This is a genomic window from Spirillospora sp. NPDC047418 (genome assembly GCF_040643275.1).
Lineage (GTDB): Bacteria > Actinomycetota > Actinomycetes > Streptosporangiales > Streptosporangiaceae > Spirillospora.
The window spans coordinates 23,931-43,663 of the sequence record NZ_JBEYTW010000048.1 but is presented as its reverse complement, the minus strand read 5'-3'; the positions used below and the strand labels follow the sequence as shown (position 1 = coordinate 43,663).

Sequence of the window (19,733 nt, the reverse complement as noted above, 5' to 3'; positions counted from 1 at the left end):
TCGTGCTCAGCCGGAGACGCTGACGACGTGCTCGACGGCGGACGGGTCGTCCGCGACGTCGAGCAGGGCGATGGCGAGGTCGGCGCGGGCGATCGAGGCGCCGCCGAGGATGTTGCGGTCGATGGCCTTGCGGTAGCGGCCGTTTCCGGCGCCGTTGGTGAGCCGGGGCGGGCGGACGATCGTCCAGCGCAGGCCGGAGTTCCGGGTCAGGTCCTCGGCGACGCGCATGTCGGCGAACGCGTGCTTGAGGAGCCGTCCGATGATCAGCGGCTTGACGACGAACCGGGTGAACGGGTCGTCGCCCGGACCGGCGTGCAGCCCCGCAGCGCTGACCAGGACGAACCGGTCGGTGCCGGTCGCGGTCATGGCGGTGACGATGCTGCGCGCGCCGTCCGCGCAGACGCTCGTCGGCGCGCGGCCCGTACGGGTGCCGAGGGCGCACAGGACGGCGTCGCGCCCCTGCACCGCCTCCTCGATCGCGGCCGGGTCCATGACGTCGGCCCGGACGACGTCGGCGCAGGCGCGCAGGTCGGACGGCAGGCCGGCCGGGTCGCGGACGACCGCGGTCACCTCGTGCCCGCCGTCCAGTGCCCGCTGGACGGCCAGCACGCCGGTCCCGCCGGTCGCCCCGAAGATCGTGAGCTTCATCGGATCCCCCTGGTGTCGGTCGTAGGGTGAGTGAGTATTTACTAACCACTAGCATGGTAAGCGTTCACTCACCTGTCAAGGGGGGCCTCATTGAGCGCGCGGGAACGGATCCTGGACGCCGCGGCGGACGTCATGCGGCGGCACGGCGTCGCCCGCGCCACGACCAAGGAGATCGCGAAGGCGGCGGGCTACTCCGAGGCGATGCTCTACAAGCACTTCCGCGACAAGGAGGAGCTGATGCTGAGCGTGCTGAAGGAGCGGATGCCGCCCTTCGTCTCGATGGGCGTGCCCGGCGAGCAGACGGTGGAGGCCAGCCTCGTCGCGGTCGTCCACGGCGGCCTGCGCTTCTACCGGCTGGCGTTCCCGATGATGGCGTCGATGGCGGCGCAGCCCCGGCTGCTGAACGCGACCCGCGAGTCGCTGCGCAAGTACGGCGCCGGCCCGCGGGAACCGGTGCGGGCCCTCACCCGGTACCTGGACGCCGAGCGCGGCCTCGGCCGCGTCGCCGCGGGCGCCGACACCTCCGCGGTCGCCGCGCTGCTGATGGGGGCGTGCTTCCAGCAGGGCTTCCTGCACTACTTCACCGACGGCGAGGACGGCCCCGACCTCCCGGAGTCGTTCGCGCGCGAACTCGTCCGGCCCGTCCTGGCGGAGTTGCTGCCCTAGAGCCAGTGCCGGCGGGGTCGCCGCCCTAGAGTTCGCCGAGGCGGGTCTTGACGACCTTGCCCATGGCGTTGCGCGGCAGCGAGTCGACCAGGTGGACCACGCGCGGCCGCTTGTGCACCGACAGGCGCTCGGCGACGAAGTCGATGAGCTGGGGCCCGGCGACGCCGTCGGCGACGACGTAGGCGGTCACCTGCTCGCCGAGGTCGTCGTGCGGGGTGCCGACGACGGCGGCCTCCCGCACCGCGGGATGGGCGAGCAGCGCGTTCTCGATCTCGCCGGCGCCGATCCGGTAGCCGCCGCTCTTGATCAGGTCGGTGGACGCGCGGCCGACGATGCGGTGCCAGCCGTCCGGGCCGATGGCGGCGATGTCGCCGGTGCGGAACCAGCCGTCCGGCGCGAACGACCGCGCGGTCGCCTCGGGGCGGTTGAGGTAGCCCTTGAACAGCAGCGGCGCGCGGACGTGCAGCTCGCCGGGCGTCTCCCCGTCCGGCGGGACGGGCGTGCCGTCCTCGGCGACGAGGCGGGTCTCGACACCGGGCAGCGGGGTGCCGACGTAACCGGGGCGCCTGTCGCCGTCGGCGCGCGCGCTCAGCGTGATGAGCGTCTCGGTCATGCCGTAGCGCTCGACGGGCCGGTGGCCGGTGAGCTCGGAGAGCCGCTCGAAGACGGGGACGGGCAGGGGTGCGCTGCCGGAGACGAGCAGCCGGGCGCTCCGCAGGGCCCGCGCGGTGTCCGGATCCGCCGCCGTCCTCGACCAGACGGTGGGGACGCCGAAGAACAGGCTGCCGCCGTCGTCGCGCGCCGCCGCCGCGTACAGCTCGGGCCTGGGGCGTCCGGTGTGGATGAGGGGTGATCCGGTCCGGAGCGGCCCGAGCACGCCGAGGACGAGGCCGTGCACGTGGAAGAGGGGCAGCCCGTGGACGAGCACGTCGTCGGGCGTCCACGCCCAGGCTTCGGCGAGGGCGTCGAGCCCGGCGGCGATCGCGCTCCGCGAGATGAGCACGCCCTTCGGCGCGCCGGTCGTGCCGCTCGTGTAGAGGATCAGCGCGGTCGCGTCCGCCGGGACGCCGGTCGCGGCGCTCCCGCCGCGCGGCAGCCGGTCGACCGGGAGGAGGGGCGGCTCCCCCGCCGCGGGCTCGGTGTCCCCGGCGGCGAGGATCATGCTCGCGCCCGAGTCGCCGAGGATGTGGGCGCGCTCGGCCGGGCCCGAGTCGGGCGGCAGCGGCACCACGGGGACGCCCGCAAGGACGCCGCCGACGACCGCCGCGACCGTCTCCAGCGACGCGGTGGCGTGCACGGCGACGGCGTCCGCCCCGGCGATCTCCGCGGCGACCGCGGACGCCCGGCCGAGCAGCTCATCGCGCGACAGCTCCCGCCCCGCGATGCGGATCGGTCCGCCGCCGGCCTCACCGAGCAGATCCATCACACGCCCCTCTCGTTCTTCTCGCGCAACTCGGCCGGCCCGCTCTTCCTGCCCGGCTCTTCCCTCTCGGCTTCCTTTTCGGCCAGATCGTCCTTCTCGTCCAGCCAGGCGAGGACGGCGTCGCCGTGCTCGCCGAGCAGCGGGGGCGCGGTGTGGACGCGCGGCGGGGCGCCGTCGAAGCGCAGCGGCGGTCCCGGCAGCTCGATGCGGCCGAGTTGCGGATGGTCGACCTCGATGACGAGGCCCTGCGACCTCGTCTGCTCCCACTCGTACACCTCGTCGATCGACCGGATCGCGCCCGCCGGGACGCCCGCCTCGTCCAGCCGCGCGAGCCATGCGTCCCGGGTGTCCCCGGTGAGGACGCGCTCGATGTCGGCGGTCAGCTCGCCGCGCCGCGCCGCGCGGTCCGGGATCGTCGCGTAGCGGGGGTCGCCGGCGTCGAGGCCGACGAGCGGCGCGAACCGGCGCCACAGGTTCTGGTTGGCGACACCGATCTGGATCTGCCCGTCCTTGCAGCGGAACGTCCCGTACGGGGCGATGGACGGATGGTCGTTGCCGACCGATTCGGGGGCGTCGCGGGCGACCGTCCAACGCGTCCCCTGGAACATGTGCGCGCCGACGACCGACGCCAGCAGCGAGGTGCGGACGACCGTCCCGCGTCCGGTGCGGGTCCGCTCGTAGAGGGCGGCCAGCACTCCGGCGACGCCGTTGCCCGCCGCGAGGATGTCGGCGATCGAGAGGCCGACCTTGCTCGGCGTGCCGGGCGGGCCGGTCACGCTCATGATCCCCGCCTCGCCCTGGACGATGGCGTCGTAGCCGGGGCGTCCTCCCTCCGGCCCGTCGTGCCCGAACCCGGTGATGGACAGGACGATCAGCCGGGGGTTCAGCTCGTGCAGCCGCCCGACCGGAAAGCCGAGCCGGTCGAGCACGCCCGGCCGGAAGTTCTCCACGAGCACGTCGGCGTGCCGGACGAGCCGGGTGAGGGTGGCCGTGCCCTCGTCCGATTTCAGGTCGAGGGTGATCGACTCCTTGTTGCGGTTGATCGACAGGTAGTAGGTGCTGACCTGGTCATCGCCCGCGAACGGCGGGCCCCAGCCGCGCGTCTCGTCCCCGCCGCCGGGCTGCTCGACCTTGATCACCCTGGCGCCGAGGTCGGCGAGCGTCATGGTGGCCTGCGGGCCTGCCACCACGCGGCTGAGGTCGACGATCACGACGTCTTCGAGCGGTCCGGGCAAGGACGTCCTCCTTCGCGCGGTACGACCGCGGGTACGGCCCGCGGGTGCGGCACCTGGAAGTATGCCGTCCGTGCCGGATTCCACCATGACCTACCCCGCGCTCGCCGCGCGGCTGCTCACGCTGCCGCCCTCGTGCGGACCGGCGCGCCTGGTCGCGGTGGACGGCCCGAGCGGCGCGGGAAAGTCGACGTTCGCCGATCACCTGGCCGAGGTCCTGGTCGGCGCGCCCGTCATCCGCTCGGACGACTTCCGGGTTCCCTGGGACGCCGACCCGCTCACCTGGTGGGAGCCTCTGCGCAGGTCTGTTCTCGACCCGCTCCGCGATGGCCGGCCGGCCGTCCTGCGCCGCTATGACTGGCGCCACGACGCCTACGGTCCCGAGGAGGAGATCCCGCCGCCGCCCGTCCTCGTCCTCGAAGGCGTCGGCTCGGCCTGGGCCGGGTCGCCCGCCGCCTACCGCATCTGGCTGGACGCCCCCTACGCCCTCCGCCGCGCCCGGGCCCTGGACCGCGACGGCCCCGAGCACGCCGACGCCTGGGAGCGCTGGGCCGGCCACGAGTCCGCCCTCTTCGCGGCCGACGGAACGCAGTCCCGCTGCGATCTCCGCGTGGACGGCACCGCGTTCACCGCGCACCGCTTCACCACCGCACTAATCCCATGACGGATACCGGCCGCATCCGGTTACGCTCCCGCCCATGACTGGTGCGGACTACGTCACGGTTAACAAGGCGCTCTGGGACGAACGAGTCCCGATCCACGTTGCCAGCGACTTCTACGACGTCGCCGGGTTCAAGGCCGGTGGCCAGACCCTGCGGGACTTCGAGCTCGCCGAAGTCGGGGACGTCACCGGCCTCCGCCTGGTCCACCTGCAGTGCCATTTCGGCCTCGACACACTCTCCTGGGCCCGCCGAGGCGCACACGTCACCGGCCTGGACTTCTCCGAGAAGGCCGTCGAGGCCGCCCGCACGGTGGCGGACGAGACAGGGCTGCGGGCCCGCTTCGTCGCGGCCGACGTCTACGACGCGCCGATGGTCCTCGGCGACGCCTACGACATCGTCTACACGGGTCTCGGCGCCCTGTGCTGGCTGCCCGACGTCGACCGCTGGTCCCGGGTCGTCGCGTCCCTCCTGCGTCCGGGCGGGTTCGTCTACCTCGCGGAGTTCCACCCCTTCGCCGACACCCTCGACGACGAGGAGGGCCGCACGGTCACCTACGACTACTTCGCCGAAGGACCCCAGATCTGGGACGAGCCGGACGCGGGCAGCTACGCCGACCCGCAGGCGTCCGTCCAGCACACCCGGTCGGTCGAGTTCGTCCACGGCCTGGGCGAGGTGGTCACGGCCCTGGCCGGCGCGGGCCTGCGCATCGACTCGCTGCGCGAACACGACCACACGCTCTGGCAGCGGTACGCCGCCCTTGAACGGCACGGCACCGCCTACCGGCTCCCCGAAGGCCGCCCCCGCGTCCCCCTGATGTACTCCCTCCGCGCCACCAAACCCGAAGCCGACTGAATCCCGCACCCCGTCCGGGTCACGGGTCGTGCGTCGATTACGGGGGGTTCGGGGGGTGTTCGAGGGTGTCGAGGTCGGCGGACGGGCGGCCGCCGGAGAGTTCGGGGTAGCCGGGGCCTCGGTCGAAGAAGGGGACGGGGCCGCGTTCGGCGCGCAGGCGTGCTCGCAGGGTCGTCGTCGCCTTCTCGTCCACGGCCTCGTGTGCGAGGACTACGCCGTAGTCGTCGCGGGCGCCTTCCGGGGAGACCTTGCCGTCTCGGACGTCGGCGGCCACGCGGGACGGGTCGCGGTTCAGGGGGTCGCCCCAGCCGCCGCCGCCCGTGGTGCGGATGCGGATGGTCTGGCCCGCCTTGACCGGGTGGTCGTCCACCAGGCCGTCCATCTCCTCACCGTCGATGTCCACGCGGAAGGGGCTCCCCGCCCGGCCGCCGTTGACGCCCCAGCAGGACAGGATCGAGCGGTCGGCGATCGACATGTAGCGGGCGTCGCGGAGCATGCGGATGTGCTTGTCGTAGCCGAGGCCGCCCCGGTACTCCCCCGGGCCGCCGGAGTCCACGGCGAGGCCGAGGCGTTCGACGATGAACGGCCAGCGGGCCTCGGCGAACTCGGCGGGGATGTTGCGGGAGTCGGGGACGACGTGGATGGTGTCCTCGCCGTCGGCGTAGTAGCGGCCGCCCGAGCCGCCGCCGAGCACCTCGCGCATCAGGTACGGGCCCCGGTCGTCCTCGCCGTAGACGCCGGTGTAGCGGATCGTCTCCTGGTCGGCGGGCATCCGGCCGCCGGTGGCCTTGGCCAGGACGCCCGCCAGGACGCCCAGGAGCCGCAGGATCACGAACGTCCGGGCGTTGGTCGGGGCCGGGAAGACCGGGGTGAGGAGGGTGCCCTTCTCCGGGAAGCGCATCTCGATGAGGGGGACGACGCCCTCGTTCACGTCCAGTTCGGCGGCGCGTTCCGGGGTGTCGGCCAGGTTGCGCAGGACGGGGGCCAGCCACTTCTTCAGGAAAACGCCGCCTGAGTAGTCGCCGGCGTGGTTGATGGGGCCCTTGGCCTGGGGGGACGTGCCGGCGAAGTCGATGGTCAGGGGGACGGCCGCCGACTTGTCGACGGTGAGGGCGATGCGCTGGGCGTGCAGGCGGGGCGGGTCGACGCCGTCGTGCTCGGCGTAGTCCTCCCACACGAAGGTGCCGTCGGGGATCTTGGCGAGCAGCTCGCGGCGGAACGTCTCGGTGGTGCGGTCGATGATCGCGTCGAAGCACGCCTCGACGTCGGCGCGGCCGTAGCGGGCGAACAGGTCGCCGAGGCGGCGGGCGCCCATCAGGCAGGCGGAGCATTCGGCGTCGAGGTCGCCCGCGAGGGAGTCGGGCATCCGGGAGTTGCGCGTCATGATCGTCAGCGCGGCCTCGTTCGGGACGCCCCGGTCCCAGAGTTTGATCGGGGGGACCATCAGGCCCTCCTCGAACGCGCTGCGGGCGTGGCTCGGCATGGAGCCGGGGACGGCGCCGCCGATGTCGTCGTGGTGGCCGAACGCCTGGACGAACGCGACCACCTCCTCGCGGTGGAACACCGGGACCGTGACGCACAGGTCGGGAAGGTGGCCGATACCGCCTTCCGACAGGTACACGTCGTTGTGGAAGAACACGTCGCCGGGACGCATCGTGTCCACCGGGAAGTCGCGCGCGACCGGCTGGACGAGCGCGGAGTAGGAGCGGCCGGTGAGCTTGCGGAGGCGGCGGTCGTGGATGCCGGCGCGGAAGTCGTGCGCGTCCCGGATCATCGGGGAGCGGGCCGTGCGGGCGATGGCCGTCTCGACCTCGCGCTCCACGGACGCGAGGGTCCCCTCGACGATCTCCAGCAGGATCGGGTCGATCATCGCGTCACCACCGGTCATCGCGTCACCACCAGGTTTCCGTAGCCGTCGAGCCGCGCGGTGAAGCCGGGGTGGAGCGGGAGCGTCGAGCCGAACTCCTCGATGACCGCCGGGCCCTCGACGGTGTCGCCGGGGGCGAGCTTCTCGCGCCGGTAGATCGCCGTGTCCGCCCAGGCGTCGAAGTAGACCGGGCGGGTGCCCGTGCGGGCGCGGGACGGGTCGCCGTCGCCCGGTGGGCGTTCGGCCAGGCGCGGGCGGTCGATCGGGCCGATGCCGGAGACGCGCAGGTTCACCCACTCGACCGGATGGCGCGGATCGTCCCGGTAGCAGTACCCGTAGAGGGCTTCGTGGGCGTCGTGGAACCGGCGGACGGCCTCGGCGCGGAACGCCTCGTCCGGCGGCCCGGCGGGCGCGGGCACCCGCACCTCGAACGCCTGGCCGTAGTAGCGCAGGTCGGCGGAGCGGGCGAAGCGGCGGTGGCCGGCGGGGAACCCTTCGCGGGCCAGGGCCTCGGCGGCCTCGGCCTCCAGGTCCGCGTAGACGGCGTCCAGGAGGGCCGGGTCCAGTTCGGCGTCGCGGACGACCCGCGTCCGGACGTGGTCGTTCTTCACGTCCACCGTGAGCAGGCCGAACGCCGACAGGTTGCCCGGGTTCTCCGGGACGACGGCGGCGGGCAGCCCGAGGACGTCGAGCAGCCGGCAGGCCAGCAGCGGCCCCGAGCCGCCGAACGCGATCAGCGGGTAGTCGCGGACGTCCAGGCCCCGCTTCACCGTGATCCGCCGGATCGCGTTGGCCTGGTTCCACGCGGAGATCTCCAGGATCCCGGCGGCCGCCCGCTCGAGCGGCAGGCCGAGGTCCCCGGCCAGCGCGGCGAGGCCGCGCCGGGCGGCGTCCACGTGCAGGGGCACCTCGCCGCCGAGCAGGTGCGGCGGGATCCGGCCGAGGACGGCGTGCGCGTCGGTCACCGTGGCCTCGGTGCCGCCGCGCCCGTAGCAGAGCGGGCCCGGGTCGGCGCCGGCGCTGCGCGGGCCGACCTTCAGCGCGCCCTCCGGCGACCGCCACGCGACCGAGCCGCCGCCCGCGCCGACCGTCACGATGTCGATCATCGGGATCTTGACGGGGTGGCGGCCGACCGAGCCCTCGGTCGTCAGCGTCGGCTCGCCGTCCAGGACGACCGCGACGTCCGTGGACGTCCCGCCGCCGTCGAGGGTCACCACGGAGCCGCGGCCGCTGTGCGAGACGACGAACGCCGCGCCGAGCGCGCCCGCCGCCGGACCCGACAGCACGGTCGTGATCGGCTGCCGCGCGACCTCGTCCGCCGACAGGACGCCGCCGTTGCTCTTCATCACCAGCAGCGGGGACGCGACCCGCTCGGCGATGCGCGCCAGGTAGCCGTTCATGGCGGGTTTCACGGCGGCGTCCACGAGCGTCGTCACCGACCGCTCGTACTCGCGGTACTCGCGCAGCACCTCGCACGACAGCGAGACGACGGCGTCCGGATGCTCGCGGCGCAGCACCTCGCGCATCGCCAGTTCGTGCGCCGGGTCGGCGTAGGAGTGCAGGAGGCACACGCCGATCGCGAGGACGCCCCGCGCGCGGAACCAGCGCGCCGCCGCGACCGCCGACGCCTCGTCGAACGGGCGGATCTCGGCGCCGGTGCAGTCGAGCCGGCCGCCGACCGTCCGCACCCGGTGCACGGGGACGATCCGCGGCGGCTTCACCCAGAAGTAGCTGTTGCCGTAGCCGTCCGGGACGCTCTGCCGCGCGATCTCCAGGATCGGCCCGAACCCCTCGGTCGTGATGAACCCGAGGTCCTCGACCCGGTCCTCGAGGAGCCGGTTCGTCGCGACGGTCGTGCCGTGCGACAGCGCCGCGACGTCCTCCGGTGCCGCGCCGAGCAGGCCGAGCACCTTGCCGACGCCGTCCGCGAAGCCCTCCGCGGGGTCGGCGGGAGTCGACGGTGTCTTGGTGGTGACGAGCGCGCCGTGCTCGTCCAGCGCGACAACGTCGGTGAACGTCCCGCCCGTGTCGATCCCGATCCGCAGCCGCCTCGCCATACGCAAGGGTCTACCGGACGGCGCCCACCTGCGAAACCGTCGCAATCTGCCAACGGGCGGGTCGTTCTTTCGTGAAGCCGCGTACGGCTAGGCTGGTCCCTTTCCATCGGACGCCCCATCACGACGACCTAGCTGGAGCCCTTTCATGGCGCTTGAACGCCCCGAGATCGACTTCCCCGAGGGACAGCCGCCCGAGCACCTCGACATCACCGACATCACCAAGGGCGACGGCGCCGAGGCCGCCAAGGGCTCGAACGTGTCGATGCACTACGTGGGCGTGTCGTGGTCCACCGGCGAGGAGTTCGACGCGTCCTGGAACCGCGGCTCCACGCTGGACTTCCAGCTCGGCGCCGGCCGCGTCATCAAGGGCTGGGACATGGGCATCGCCGGCATGAAGGTCGGCGGGCGCCGCAAGCTCGTCATCCCGCCGCACCTCGCCTACGGCGACCGCAGCCCGAGCCCGGCGATCAAGCCGGGCGAGACGCTCATCTTCGTCGTCGACCTGGTCGGGGTCGGCTGACCCGGCCCGGCTCACCGAGCACAACGGCGGGCAATCCGGGGGTGAAAATCGGCCCGGGTGCCCGCCGCAGCCGTGTCCGGGGCCGGTCCGTCCGGTAGTCAGGGCTGCATGATCGATTCCGCGGCGTCCCGGAGGCGCGCGGCGTGAGCCGTGCCCCGAAGTCCGTGTGGCGGGCCGGGCTCGCGCTGTTCGCGCTGGCGGCCGTCGCCGCGGGGTACCGGGCCCGGCCGTCGCTCGGCGCCGTCGACTTCCTCAGCTACTTCACGACCCTCAGCAACCTCATCGGCGCCGCCGCGCTCCTCGCCGGCGCCGTCCCCGGCCTGCACGGGCGGCGCGCGGTCGACTGGCTGCGCGGCGCCGCCGCCCTCTACCTGGCGGTCACCGGCGCGGTGTACGCGCTGCTGATGGGCGGCGCGGTCGGCGGCTGGGCGGACTGGGCGCAGCACCGGATCATGCCCGTCGCCGTCCCGCTCGACTGGCTGCTGTTCGCGACGGCGCACCCGCTGCGCGTCTGGCGGACGCTGCTCGGCTGGCTCGCCTTCCCGCTCGCCTACCTCGGCTACACGCTGGCCTACGGTGGCGTCACGTCCTGGTACCCGTACCCGTTCCTGGACGCGGCGCGCTACGGGTACGGCCTGTTCACGTCGTGCACGTCCCTCATCGCGGCGATGTTCGCGGCGCTGGCGGCGCTGCTGATCGGCTGGGCCGACCTGTACCGGCGGCGCCTCCCCGCGGCGGTGCTGCGGGAGGCGCGGACGTGACTCAGCGGGGCCGGCGGGGGCGGCGGCCGAGCAGGTGGCCGAGGGCGACGCCGGCGAGCGCGACCGCGCCGCCGGTGGCGAACGCCGCCACCATCGGCCACGCCGCGGACGGGCGGCCCGGTGCCGGGGCGGCGCGTCCCGGGTAGACCGCGCCGCCGCCCGCCGGGGTCTCGGCCGGGGCGCGCCCGGCGGCCGGTGCGGACGCCGGTGCCGGTGCCGGTGCGGGGGCGCACAGGTCGCGTTCGACGGCGGCGAAGAACTCGCCCGCGGTGCGCTTGGCGACGCTGCCCAGCATCCGCTGCCCGACCCCGCCGACCATGCCGCCGACGACCGCCTCGGCGTCGTAGTCGATGCGGGTCGCGCCGCCGCCGTCCGACAGCCGGACGCGGACGGTCGCGTCGACCGTGCCCGGCGCGCCCTGCCCGCTCGCCTTCAGCACGAACGAGCGCGGCGGGTCGGGTTCGGCGAGTTCCACCCGCCCCACGTAGGTGCCCTGGATCGAGGCGACGCCCGCGGTGACCGTCATGCGGTAGGCGCCCGGCCCCGTCTCCTCCAGGGAGCGGCACCCCGGGATCGTCCTGGCGAGGACGGCCGGGTCCTGGAGCGCGTCCCAGACGCGGTCGAGCGGCGCGGCGACGCCGGCACTGCCGTTCAGCTGCATGACCCGACTGTAGAGAACGCCGCCGCCGCGCCGAACGGCAACATCTGCCGAGTACACGCCGAGGTTTGGGCAGATGCGCCCCGGAGACCCCGTTCGAATGATCAGATATGTCCGGAGGTTCCGGTCGTGTGCGAACCGCGGGCGCCGCCCGCGCGTCAACCGATGCGGAACCCCCCACGGGAACCCCCGACTGAAACCCCCACCCGGAACGGAGTACGCGGCCCATGCGAGGGAAGACCCCCTGGATCGCCATGGTCGCCGCCGGAGTGCTCGGCGCGGCGGCGGGCGGCTGGCCCGTCGTGACGGCGCAGGCCGGCGACTCGGGCCCGTCGACGCGGACGCAGCTCGCCTCGGTGCTCGGCGACCAGCAGTGGCCGACGCCCAAGCCCGGCTCCTGGACGATGCCGAAGCCGTCCGCCAACGGCCTGCCCGCGGTCATCAGCCGCATCGAGACCCAGGACCGCGTCGTCTTCCTCACGATCGACGACGGCTACACCTACGACTCCGAGTTCGTGGACCTGGTCCGCAAGGAGAAGGTCCCGATCCTGACGTTCCTGACCTCCACCTACATCAAGGGCCAGGGGCAGTACTTCTGGGCGATGCGCAACGCGGGCTCGCCGATGGAGAACCACACCATCGACCACCCCAACATGGCGACGCTCGGCGCCGAGGCGCAGAAGAAGCAGATCTGCGGGGCGTCGGACGCCATCCAGACCCAGTACGGCCGTCGGCCCGAGATCTTCCGCCCGCCGTTCGGCAGCTACAACGAGACGACCCTGCGGGTCGCCAAGGAGTGCGGCATCAAGTCGGTGCTGCTGTGGTCGGCGGAGTTCTACAACGGCACGTCCGGTCCGGGCGTCGGGTTCAACGGGTTCGCGCGCGGCGACGGCGGCAAGGGGTTCAAGCCCGGCGACATCGTCCTGATGCACTACCGCAAGGGGCTCGCCGGGGAGTTCAAGATGATCCTCGGCTGGATCAGGCAGGCCGGGTTCCGGCCCGCGGCGGTGGAGAACTACCTGCCGAAGTCGCTCGGCGGGAACGTCCCCGACACCCCCGCGCACGGCTGATTCCCGACCTTCCCGGAGGAATCCCGGTTACACCGAGGGCCGGGGCAGGGCTCGACTAGGGTCAACTCGCTGGCGGGGTTGAGGTCCCCCGCAACCCGAGCCGACCCCGCCAGCATCAGACCTTCCGGGCCTCCGGCCGGTCCCCCCGGGCGGTGCGGGCGTCCCCCCGGATGCGCAGTGACGGGTCGTCCGCGGCCCGCTCCCGGAGCGTGTAGAGCGCGTCCGGGGAGAGCGGCATCGCGTCGACGCGGACGCCCTCCGCGTCCTCCACGGCCGAGGCGATCACCGCCGACACCGGGATGACGCCCGCCTCCCCCGCGCCCTTGATGCCGAGCGGGTTCAGCGGCGACGGCGTCTCCAGATGGTCGGTCTCGATGTGCGGGATCTCCGTCGCGTACGGCATGAGGAAGTCCATGAACGACGCGTTGAGCAGCTGGCCCGACTCGTCGTAGACCATCCGCTCGTACAGGGCGCCGCCGACGCCCTGCGCGACGCCGCCGTGGATCTGCCCCTCGACGACCATCGGGTTGATGAGCCGCCCGCAGTCGTGGACGACGGCGTAGCGGAGGATCGCGATCTCGGCGGTGTCCGGGTCGACCTCGACGATCGCGGCGTGCGCGCCGGCGGCGAACGTCGACCGGACGGGCGAGTAGTAGTCGCGACCCTCCAGGCCCGGCTCGTCGCCGGAGGCGACCGGCGGCTCGGTCACCGGGCCGCCCACGGCGAACTGCGTCGCCGCCGCGGCCTCCTCGTCGAAGGCGTACCGCAGCGGGTTCGACAGGACCGCGACCGTCCGCAGCGGGACGGCCGCCGACCGGTCGCCGCGCACGTGGACGACGCCGCCGGTGATGTCCAGGTCGTCCGGGTCGGCCTCCAGGGCCTCGCCGGCGATGCGCAGCGCCTTCGCCCGGACCTTCCGGCTGGCCAGCGCGATCGCGTTGCCGCTCATCACCGCCGCGCGGGACGCGAACGTCCCGACCGCGTACCCGAACCGCCGGGTGTCGCCGGTCGTGACGTGGACGTCCTCGATCGGGACGCCGAGCTCGGCGGCGGCGATCTGCGCGAACACCGTCTCGTGGCCCTGGCCCTGCGAGGTCAGGCCGGTGGACACGTGCACGCGCCCGGCGGTGTCGATCTCGACGTGCCCGCCCTCGTACGGGCCGACTCCGGTGCCCTCGACGTAGACGCCGAGGCCGATGCCGATGCGGCGGCCCCGGGACGCCGCGGCGGCGCGCTCGGCCTCGAACCCGTCCCAGCCGATCAGCTCCCTCGCCTTGCCGAGCAGCTCCGGGTAGTCGCCCGAGTCGTAGATGAGGGGGCGGCCGTCCTGGAAGGTGAGGCCCTGGTCGTAGGGGAACTCGTCCGGCTGGATGAAGTTCGCGGCGCGCACTTCGGCGCGGTCGAGGCCGAGGTGGCGGGCGATGCGGTCCATCGTCCGCTCCATGCAGAAGACGCCCTGCGGGCGGCCCGCGCCCCGGTACGGGGTGACTATGAGCGTGTTGGTGTAGAGGCTCGTCACCTCCGCCCGGTACGCGCCGATCTTGTAGGGGCCGAGGAGCTGGGTGGACGTGACGATCGGGATGATGATCCCGTACGGGGTGTAGGCGCCGTGGTCGTGCCGGATCCGGACGTCGAGGCCGAGGACGCGGCCGTCGCCGTCGAACCCGACCCGCACGTCCTGGAGCTGGCCGCGCTCGTGGGCGGCGGACACGAAGTGCTCGCGGCGGTCCTCGGTCCACTTGATCTCGCGGTCCAGCAGCCGCGCCGCCCACGGGACGAGGATCTCCTCCGGCCACGGGTGGACGATCTTCACGCCGAACCCGCCGCCGACGTCCGGCGCGATCACCTCGACCTTGCCGTTCGGCAGCCCGAGCCGCGCGGCGATCGCGGCGCGCACGCTGGTGGACGCCTGCGTGGACGAGTACACCCGCAGCGACCCGTCGTCGGCGTCCCACCGCGCGTAGACGCCGCGCCCCTCCAGCGGCATGGACGCGCTGCGCTCGATGGACAGGCCGAACTCCAGCACGTGCGGCGCCGCCTCGATGGCGGCGCGCGCGTCCCCGTTCTCCTGGACGAGGACGGCCCCGACGTTGCCGGGCACGTCGTCGTGGACGAGGCGGTCCGCGCGCGTCGCCGCCTCGATGCCGACGACGGCGGGCAGCGGCTCGTACTCGACGCGGATGCGCTCGGCGGCGTCCTCGGCCAGGTAGCGGTCGCGGGCGACGACCATCGCGACGGGCTCGCCGACATGCCGGACGACGTCGCGGGCCAGCGGGTACCCGGTGCGGCCGTGCGTCAGCGCGGGGTGCGGGATGAGCAGCGGCAGCGGCTCCCCGATCCGCCCGGGAAGGTCCTCGTGGGTGTAGATGGCGACGAGGCCGTCCACGTCGAGCGCCCCGGACACGTCGATGTCGGCGATCCGGGCGTGCGCGTGCGGGGACCGGACGAACGCCGCGGCGAGCGCGCCCTGCCCGAGGTCGTCGAGGTAGCGGCCCCGGCCGGTGATCAGCCGCGCGTCCTCGCGCCGCTCGACCCGTTCTCCGAAGACGCGCGTGCCCATCTACGACTCCTCGGCGAGCAGGTCGGCGGCGCGGTGCACCGACTTGACGATGTTCTGGTACCCGGTGCAGCGGCACAGGTTCCCGGAGATCCCCTCCAGGACCTGGTCGCCGGTCGGGTGCGGCGTCTCCCGCAGCAGTGCGGTGACCGTGCAGAGGAAGCCGGGCGTGCAGAACCCGCACTGCAGGCCGTGGCATTCGCGGAACGCGCGCTGCACCGGCGACGGCGTCCCGTCCTCGGCGGCGAGCCCCTCCACGGTGGTGATCTCGCGGTCGGCGGCGGTGACGGCGAGCATCAGGCAGGAGCGCACCGGCTCCCCGTCCAGCAGGACGGTGCAGCAGCCGCAGACGCCGTGCTCGCAGCCGACGTGCGTGCCGGTGAGCCCGAGGTCGTGCCGGAGCAGGTCCGACAGCAGCCGCCTGGCGGGGACGCGGGCCGCGCGGTGCGTCCCGTTGACGTTCAGCGCGACCTCGAAGCTCTCCTCCATCAGTCCTCCGCCTTCCGCAGCGCCTCGGCGGCCGCCGCCCGCAGCGCGCGCTCGGTGAGCACGCCGGTCAGGTGCCGCCGGTAGGCGACGCCCGCGTGGATGTCGGGTTCGGGGTCGATCCGCTCGCGGACGTGCGCGGCGGCGGCGGCCCAGTCGCCGTCCGGGCCGGCCGCGCCGGCCAGGTCGAGCACGAGCGGCGTCGCGGCGATGCCCAGGTACCCGGCGCGGGCCGCCGACACCCGCAGGTCCTCGTCGAGGGTGACGACGGCGGCGACCCCGGCGAGCGCGTAGTCGCCGTGCCGCCGGGCCGTCTCGGTGAACGCGGTGCCGGTGCGGGGCGGAGCCGCCGGGAAGAACGCGGAGACGGCCAGTTCACCGGGCGCCAGCGCCGATTCGAGGGGCCCGGTGAAGAACGCGGCGGCCGGGATCGTGCGGCGCCCCCGCGCCGACGCGGCCTCGACCGTCCCGCCGAGGACGGCCAGCACGGCGGGCAGTTCGGCGGCGGGGTCGGCGTGCGCGAGGCTGCCGACGACCGTGCCCCGGTTCCGGATGACGGGGTGCGCGACGTGCCGCAGCGCCTGCCGCAGCAGCGGCTGGACGGCCGCCGCCTGCGCCGAGCGCTCCGCCCGCGCGTGCCGGGCGAGCGCGCCCACCCGCACGCCCTCGTCCCCGATGTGCAGCGTGTCCAGTTCCGCGATCCGGTTGATGTCGACCAGGTCGGACGGCGCGGCGAGCCGCATGTTCAGCAGCGGGATGAGGCTCTGCCCGCCCGCGAGGACCTTGCCGCCCGGCGCGGCGGCGAGCGCGTCGAGGGCCTCGCCGACCGTGCCGGGGGCGTGGTAGCCGAACGGTGGCGGCTTCACGCGTCAGCCCGCGTCCGTGTTCGGGGCCGGGCGGACCGGCCCGCCGATCTCCTCCTCCGCGGGCGCGATGACGCCGCCGCCGTAGTCCTCCGGTCTGCGCAGGACGTTCAGGACGTGGTAGCCGAGCAGGACGGCGATGGTGCCGAGCGCGATGCCCTGCAGCGGGAAGTCGTCGGTGATCTGGAGCGTCACGTTCCCGATCGCGAGGATGATCGCCGCGGCCACCGGGACGAGGTTGACCGGGTCGGCGAAGTCCACCCGGTTCTCGATCCAGATCTTCGCGCCGAGCAGCCCGATCATCCCGTAGAGGACGACGGTGATGCCGCCGAGCACGCCGCCCGGGGTCGCGGCGACGAGCGCGCCGAACTTCGGGCACAGGCCGAACAGGATCGCGACGATCGCGGCGACGTAGTAGGCGGCGGTCGAGTAGATCCGGGTGGCGGCCATGACGCCGATGTTCTCGGCGTAGGTGGTGGTGGGCGAGCCGCCGACCGCGCTGGCGAGGGTGGTGCCGATGCCGTCGGCGGTGATGGCGCGGCCGAGGTAGGGGTTCAGGTCCTCGCCGGTCATCGCCGACACGGCCTTGACGTGCCCGGTGTTCTCCGCGATCAGCGCGATGACCGCCGGGAGCGCCAGCAGGATCGCCGAGGTCTTGAAGTCGGGCGCGTGCAGGCTGGGGAACCCGAACCAGTCGGCGGCCTTGACGCCCGCGAAGTCGACCCGGTCGTGGGGGAACGCCGTGGCGACGCAGTACGCGCCCTCCGCCGTGCACGCCTTGCCGGCGCCGTCCAGCAGGTTCTGACCGGGAAGGACTGACGTGATCTGGCCCGCGGTGTTGTCGAGGATCCACGAGAGGACGAAGCCGAAGACCAGCGCCAGCAGGATCGTGATGCGCGCCCAGAACCCGCGCAGCAGCACCGCGCAGAACACGGCGAAGCCGAGCGTGGCGAGCGCGATCCACTGGTCCTGCGGCCAGTAGACGGTCGCGACGACGGGCGCGAGGTTGAACCCGATGAGCATGACCACCGCGCCGGTCACCACGGGCGGGAACACCCGGTGGATGACCTCGGCCCCGGCGAAGTGGATGAGCACGCCGATCAGCGCCAGCACGGCGCCGGAGACGAGGATCGCGCCGGTCACGGTCGCGCTGTCGCCGCCCGCCGCGCGGATCGCCGCGACGGCGCCGACGAACGACGCGCTGGTGCCGAGGTAGCTCGGCACCCGGCCGCCGACGATCAGCAGGAACAGGACCGTCGCGACCCCGGACATCATGATCGCCAGGTTCGGGTCCAGGCCCATGACGATCGGGAACACGAACGTCGCGCCGAACATCGCCACCACGTGCTGTGCGCCGATCCCGGCGGTGCGCGGCCACGACAGCCGCTCGTCCGGACGGACGACCTCCCCCGGCGGCGGCGTCCGCCCGTCACCGTGCAGCTTCCAGCCGATCGCCATAGGGGTGCCTCCTGCTCAGCCGACCGCGTTCATGCGGGCAAGGTAGATCTACCCTGGCAGGCGGGCATCGGCGACATCTGCCAAACCCCGCCGCGCCGATTGGGAGCACCGGCCGGTGCGAGCCGTCGTGCACTACGCTCAGATACCGCGCATGCGCAGTACGTGCAGGGCGAGGGTGAGGTTGAGCCGCAGATGCGCGTCCTCCGTGAAGGCTCCGAGCATCCGTTCCAGTTTCCCGATGCGGTAGCGGAGCGTGTTGTAGTGGAAGTGCAGCCGGCGGGCCGTCTCGGCGACGTTGAGGTTGGTCTCCAGCAGCACCTGCAGGGTGCGGCGCAGGTCGACCAGTTCCGGCTCGTCGTCGGCGGCGAGGTCGCCGAGCGTCTCCCGGACGAACGCGTGCAGCTCCCCCGGATCCGACACCAGGCTGAGCAGCCGGTACACGCCGAGCTGGTCGAAGTGGGCGCGCGCGCCCGCGCCGTTGAGCTGGCGGCCGACCCGGACGGCCTTCACCGCCTGCTCGTACGCCTCGGGCAGCGCCGCCGGGGACGCCACCGTCCGGCTGATGCCGGTGGAGAACGTCCGCCGCACCGGCAGGTGCTCGGCGAAGATCGACGACGCCTCCTTCATCATCGCCTGCACCGGCCCGGCCGCCCACTCGGCGGGGTCGTCGCCGTCGGTGCCGACGACCGCGACGACCTCGTGCGCGAAGCTCGCGACCGCCGCGCCCCGGTCGTGCCGGCGGACGGCCGTCGTCCACGCCGCGGCGAGCCGCTCCTGCGCGGTCCGCTCCTCCGCGCCGCGGCCCCGCCCGTCGGGCTCGGCGCCCTTCGCGCGGCCCTTGGCGTCGGGGCCCTCGCCGCGCGGGCGGCCGTCCAGTTCGGCGACGACCACCATCATCGGGCGGTCCAGGTCCCAGCCGAACCCGCCGCAGTGCGCGACGACGCGGTCGTCGCCGCCGGCGCGCCCGGCGAGGATGTCGCGCAGGAAGTCGGCGCGGTACTTGCTCTCCACCGCCGCGACGGCCTGCTGCTTGGTCACCACGAGCGCGGCGACGGTCGCGGCGCGCTCCAGGATGCCGAGGTCGGTGCCGCGCAGCGCGCCGGCGGGGCTGAACGCGACGATCCGGCCGTGGTCGAAGCCGCCCGCCATCACCGGCACGACCAGGTGGTCGCCGGTGCCGTGCGCGCCGATGATGCCGCAGCCGCCGCGCCCGCAGGCCGCGTGCCGGCCCGCGTCGAACGCGCGCATCGCCTGGACGTGCTCGGCCGGCCCGGCGCCGGCGAGCACGCGCTGCTCGCCGTCCAGCACCACGACGGCGACGTCCAGCAGGGTCGCGACCTCGTCCACGACCTCCTGGAGGCCGCCGCCGCACAGCACGATCTGCACGAGCGCCCGGTGCACCTCCTCGGTGCGGGCGAGGACGGCCGCCTGCCGGTTCAGGATGTCGGTGAGGACCTGGTTCAGGATGTCGTCGAAGCCGACGTCGTTGGGGAGCAGGATCAGCGGGAAGCCGCGCCGGTCCGCCTGCGCGATCATCTCGGCGGGCAGGGCGTCCAGGTAGCGGCCGAGCTTGATGGCGAGGGCGGCGAGGCCGCGCTCGTCGAGGTCGGCGACCAGGTTGTCGAGGGACTGGGGGGTGTTGCGCAGGGGGTAGCCGGTGGTGAGGAGCAGCTCGTTCGGTTTGACCCACGACAGGATGTCGGGGACCTCCATCACGTTCAGCCGCTGGACGACGCGCTCGAGTCCGGCCCGGCCGGCGATGAGGCGGGCGCCGTTCAGGGTGCTGACGCCGAGGACCTCCCCGACCGACAGGCCGTAGGTCAGTGTTCCGGTACTCGCGAGCCGGAGGGCCGGTGGGCCCGGGTCCGCAGTGGTGTAGCTCATGCCAGGGGTCACCTCGCTTTTGGTGCGTACATCGTCCGTGACCATGTGATCGCTACCGGTTCCTGATCA

The 19,733-nt window shown here is 73.6% G+C and carries 17 protein-coding genes; 6 read left to right on the top strand and 11 right to left on the bottom strand.

Features of this window, described 5'->3' with window-relative positions; translation table 11 throughout:
* Positions 1 to 6 precede the first annotated feature (6 nt).
* Positions 7 to 648 (bottom strand): NAD(P)-dependent oxidoreductase, encoded by a 642-nt coding sequence (locus ABZ806_RS26745; protein WP_500220142.1) that lies wholly within the window; start codon positions 646 to 648, stop codon positions 7 to 9.
* A gap of 90 nt (positions 649 to 738) precedes the next feature.
* Between ABZ806_RS26745 and ABZ806_RS26740 the strand changes: the two genes are divergently transcribed.
* On the top strand, positions 739 to 1,314 hold the full coding sequence (locus ABZ806_RS26740) for a TetR/AcrR family transcriptional regulator (RefSeq protein ID WP_500220141.1): 576 nt from the start codon (positions 739 to 741) through the stop codon (positions 1,312 to 1,314).
* Between the two features lie 25 nt (positions 1,315 to 1,339).
* Here the strand turns inward: ABZ806_RS26740 and ABZ806_RS26735 are convergent, their stop codons facing one another.
* Both ABZ806_RS26735 and ABZ806_RS26730 read right to left on the bottom strand, forming a co-directional pair.
* On the bottom strand, positions 1,340 to 2,737 hold the full coding sequence (locus ABZ806_RS26735; protein ID WP_500220140.1) for an acyl-CoA synthetase: 1,398 nt from the start codon (positions 2,735 to 2,737) through the stop codon (positions 1,340 to 1,342).
* Positions 2,737 to 3,972, bottom strand: a complete 1,236-nt coding sequence (locus ABZ806_RS26730; RefSeq protein WP_500220139.1) for a CaiB/BaiF CoA transferase family protein — start codon at positions 3,970 to 3,972, stop codon at positions 2,737 to 2,739. The genes ABZ806_RS26735 and ABZ806_RS26730 overlap by 1 nt, the downstream gene beginning before the upstream one ends.
* A 61-nt stretch (positions 3,973 to 4,033) precedes the next feature.
* On the opposite strand from ABZ806_RS26730, the gene ABZ806_RS26725 reads away from it, so the two are divergent.
* Positions 4,034 to 4,633, top strand: a complete 600-nt coding sequence (locus ABZ806_RS26725; protein ID WP_500220138.1) for a uridine kinase family protein — start codon at positions 4,034 to 4,036, stop codon at positions 4,631 to 4,633.
* 34 nt (positions 4,634 to 4,667) lie between these two features.
* The gene (locus ABZ806_RS26720; RefSeq protein WP_500220137.1) at positions 4,668 to 5,483 is read left to right on the top strand and encodes a class I SAM-dependent methyltransferase; all 816 of its coding nucleotides are present in this window, start codon (positions 4,668 to 4,670) and stop codon (positions 5,481 to 5,483) included.
* Positions 5,484 to 5,520: 37 nt separating this feature from the next.
* Here ABZ806_RS26720 and ABZ806_RS26715 read toward each other — a convergent pair whose 3' ends face one another.
* Together ABZ806_RS26715 and ABZ806_RS26710 are read right to left on the bottom strand one after the other, a co-directional pair.
* Entirely contained in the window at positions 5,521 to 7,371 is a 1,851-nt protein-coding gene (locus ABZ806_RS26715; protein WP_500220136.1) for a hydantoinase B/oxoprolinase family protein, read from the bottom strand.
* Positions 7,368 to 9,407, bottom strand: a complete 2,040-nt coding sequence (locus tag ABZ806_RS26710) for a hydantoinase/oxoprolinase family protein (RefSeq protein ID WP_500220135.1) — start codon at positions 9,405 to 9,407, stop codon at positions 7,368 to 7,370. Before ABZ806_RS26710 ends, ABZ806_RS26715 begins: the two co-directional genes overlap by 4 nt.
* A gap of 145 nt (positions 9,408 to 9,552) precedes the next feature.
* On the opposite strand from ABZ806_RS26710, the gene ABZ806_RS26705 reads away from it, so the two are divergent.
* On the top strand, positions 9,553 to 9,927 hold the full coding sequence (locus ABZ806_RS26705) for an FKBP-type peptidyl-prolyl cis-trans isomerase (RefSeq protein ID WP_500220134.1): 375 nt from the start codon (positions 9,553 to 9,555) through the stop codon (positions 9,925 to 9,927).
* A gap of 143 nt (positions 9,928 to 10,070) precedes the next feature.
* Positions 10,071 to 10,688: a Pr6Pr family membrane protein gene (locus tag ABZ806_RS26700; RefSeq protein ID WP_500220133.1), complete on the top strand. Its 618-nt coding sequence runs from the start codon at positions 10,071 to 10,073 to the stop codon at positions 10,686 to 10,688.
* Position 10,689: 1 nt separating this feature from the next.
* On the opposite strand, the gene ABZ806_RS26695 is transcribed toward ABZ806_RS26700, so the two are convergent.
* A complete protein-coding gene (locus tag ABZ806_RS26695) occupies positions 10,690 to 11,349 on the bottom strand; it encodes an SRPBCC family protein (RefSeq protein WP_500220132.1) in 660 nt (219 codons plus the stop codon).
* Between the two features lie 224 nt (positions 11,350 to 11,573).
* On the opposite strand from ABZ806_RS26695, the gene ABZ806_RS26690 reads away from it, so the two are divergent.
* Positions 11,574 to 12,416, top strand: coding sequence for a polysaccharide deacetylase family protein (locus ABZ806_RS26690; RefSeq protein WP_500220131.1), 843 nt, complete (start codon positions 11,574 to 11,576; stop codon positions 12,414 to 12,416).
* 115 nt (positions 12,417 to 12,531) lie between these two features.
* Here ABZ806_RS26690 and cutA read toward each other — a convergent pair whose 3' ends face one another.
* The 5 genes from cutA to ABZ806_RS26665 form a co-directional block, all read right to left on the bottom strand.
* Positions 12,532 to 14,976, bottom strand: coding sequence for an aerobic carbon-monoxide dehydrogenase large subunit (gene cutA, locus ABZ806_RS26685; RefSeq protein ID WP_500220130.1), 2,445 nt, complete (start codon positions 14,974 to 14,976; stop codon positions 12,532 to 12,534).
* The gene (locus ABZ806_RS26680) at positions 14,977 to 15,462 is read right to left on the bottom strand and encodes a (2Fe-2S)-binding protein (RefSeq protein ID WP_500220129.1); all 486 of its coding nucleotides are present in this window, start codon (positions 15,460 to 15,462) and stop codon (positions 14,977 to 14,979) included.
* Entirely contained in the window at positions 15,462 to 16,325 is an 864-nt protein-coding gene (locus ABZ806_RS26675) for an FAD binding domain-containing protein (protein ID WP_500220128.1), read from the bottom strand. The genes ABZ806_RS26680 and ABZ806_RS26675 overlap by 1 nt, the downstream gene beginning before the upstream one ends.
* Before the next feature lie 3 nt (positions 16,326 to 16,328).
* A complete protein-coding gene (locus tag ABZ806_RS26670; protein ID WP_500220127.1) occupies positions 16,329 to 17,780 on the bottom strand; it encodes a uracil-xanthine permease family protein in 1,452 nt (483 codons plus the stop codon).
* A gap of 138 nt (positions 17,781 to 17,918) precedes the next feature.
* A complete protein-coding gene (locus tag ABZ806_RS26665) occupies positions 17,919 to 19,664 on the bottom strand; it encodes a PucR family transcriptional regulator (RefSeq protein WP_500220126.1) in 1,746 nt (581 codons plus the stop codon).
* Positions 19,665 to 19,733: the final 69 nt, after the last annotated feature.

Excerpts from the sequence above, each read along its gene's own strand:
- ABZ806_RS26745 (WP_500220142.1), bottom strand. The coding sequence starts at position 648 with ATGAAGCTCACGATCTTCGGGGCGACCGGCGGGACCGGCGTGCTGGCC.
- ABZ806_RS26735 (WP_500220140.1), bottom strand. The coding sequence starts at position 2,737 with ATGGATCTGCTCGGTGAGGCCGGCGGCGGACCGATCCGCATCGCGGGG.
- ABZ806_RS26725 (WP_500220138.1), top strand. The coding sequence starts at position 4,034 with ATGCCGTCCGTGCCGGATTCCACCATGACCTACCCCGCGCTCGCCGCG.
- ABZ806_RS26720 (WP_500220137.1), top strand. The coding sequence starts at position 4,668 with ATGACTGGTGCGGACTACGTCACGGTTAACAAGGCGCTCTGGGACGAA.
- ABZ806_RS26715 (WP_500220136.1), bottom strand. The coding sequence starts at position 7,371 with ATGACCGGTGGTGACGCGATGATCGACCCGATCCTGCTGGAGATCGTC.
- ABZ806_RS26710 (WP_500220135.1), bottom strand. The coding sequence starts at position 9,407 with ATGGCGAGGCGGCTGCGGATCGGGATCGACACGGGCGGGACGTTCACC.
- ABZ806_RS26705 (WP_500220134.1), top strand. The coding sequence starts at position 9,553 with ATGGCGCTTGAACGCCCCGAGATCGACTTCCCCGAGGGACAGCCGCCC.
- ABZ806_RS26695 (WP_500220132.1), bottom strand. The coding sequence starts at position 11,349 with ATGCAGCTGAACGGCAGTGCCGGCGTCGCCGCGCCGCTCGACCGCGTC.
- ABZ806_RS26690 (WP_500220131.1), top strand. The coding sequence starts at position 11,574 with ATGCGAGGGAAGACCCCCTGGATCGCCATGGTCGCCGCCGGAGTGCTC.
- cutA (WP_500220130.1), bottom strand. The coding sequence starts at position 14,976 with ATGGGCACGCGCGTCTTCGGAGAACGGGTCGAGCGGCGCGAGGACGCG.
- ABZ806_RS26680 (WP_500220129.1), bottom strand. The coding sequence starts at position 15,462 with ATGGAGGAGAGCTTCGAGGTCGCGCTGAACGTCAACGGGACGCACCGC.
- ABZ806_RS26670 (WP_500220127.1), bottom strand. The coding sequence starts at position 17,780 with ATGGCGATCGGCTGGAAGCTGCACGGTGACGGGCGGACGCCGCCGCCG.
- ABZ806_RS26665 (WP_500220126.1), bottom strand. The coding sequence starts at position 19,664 with ATGAGCTACACCACTGCGGACCCGGGCCCACCGGCCCTCCGGCTCGCG.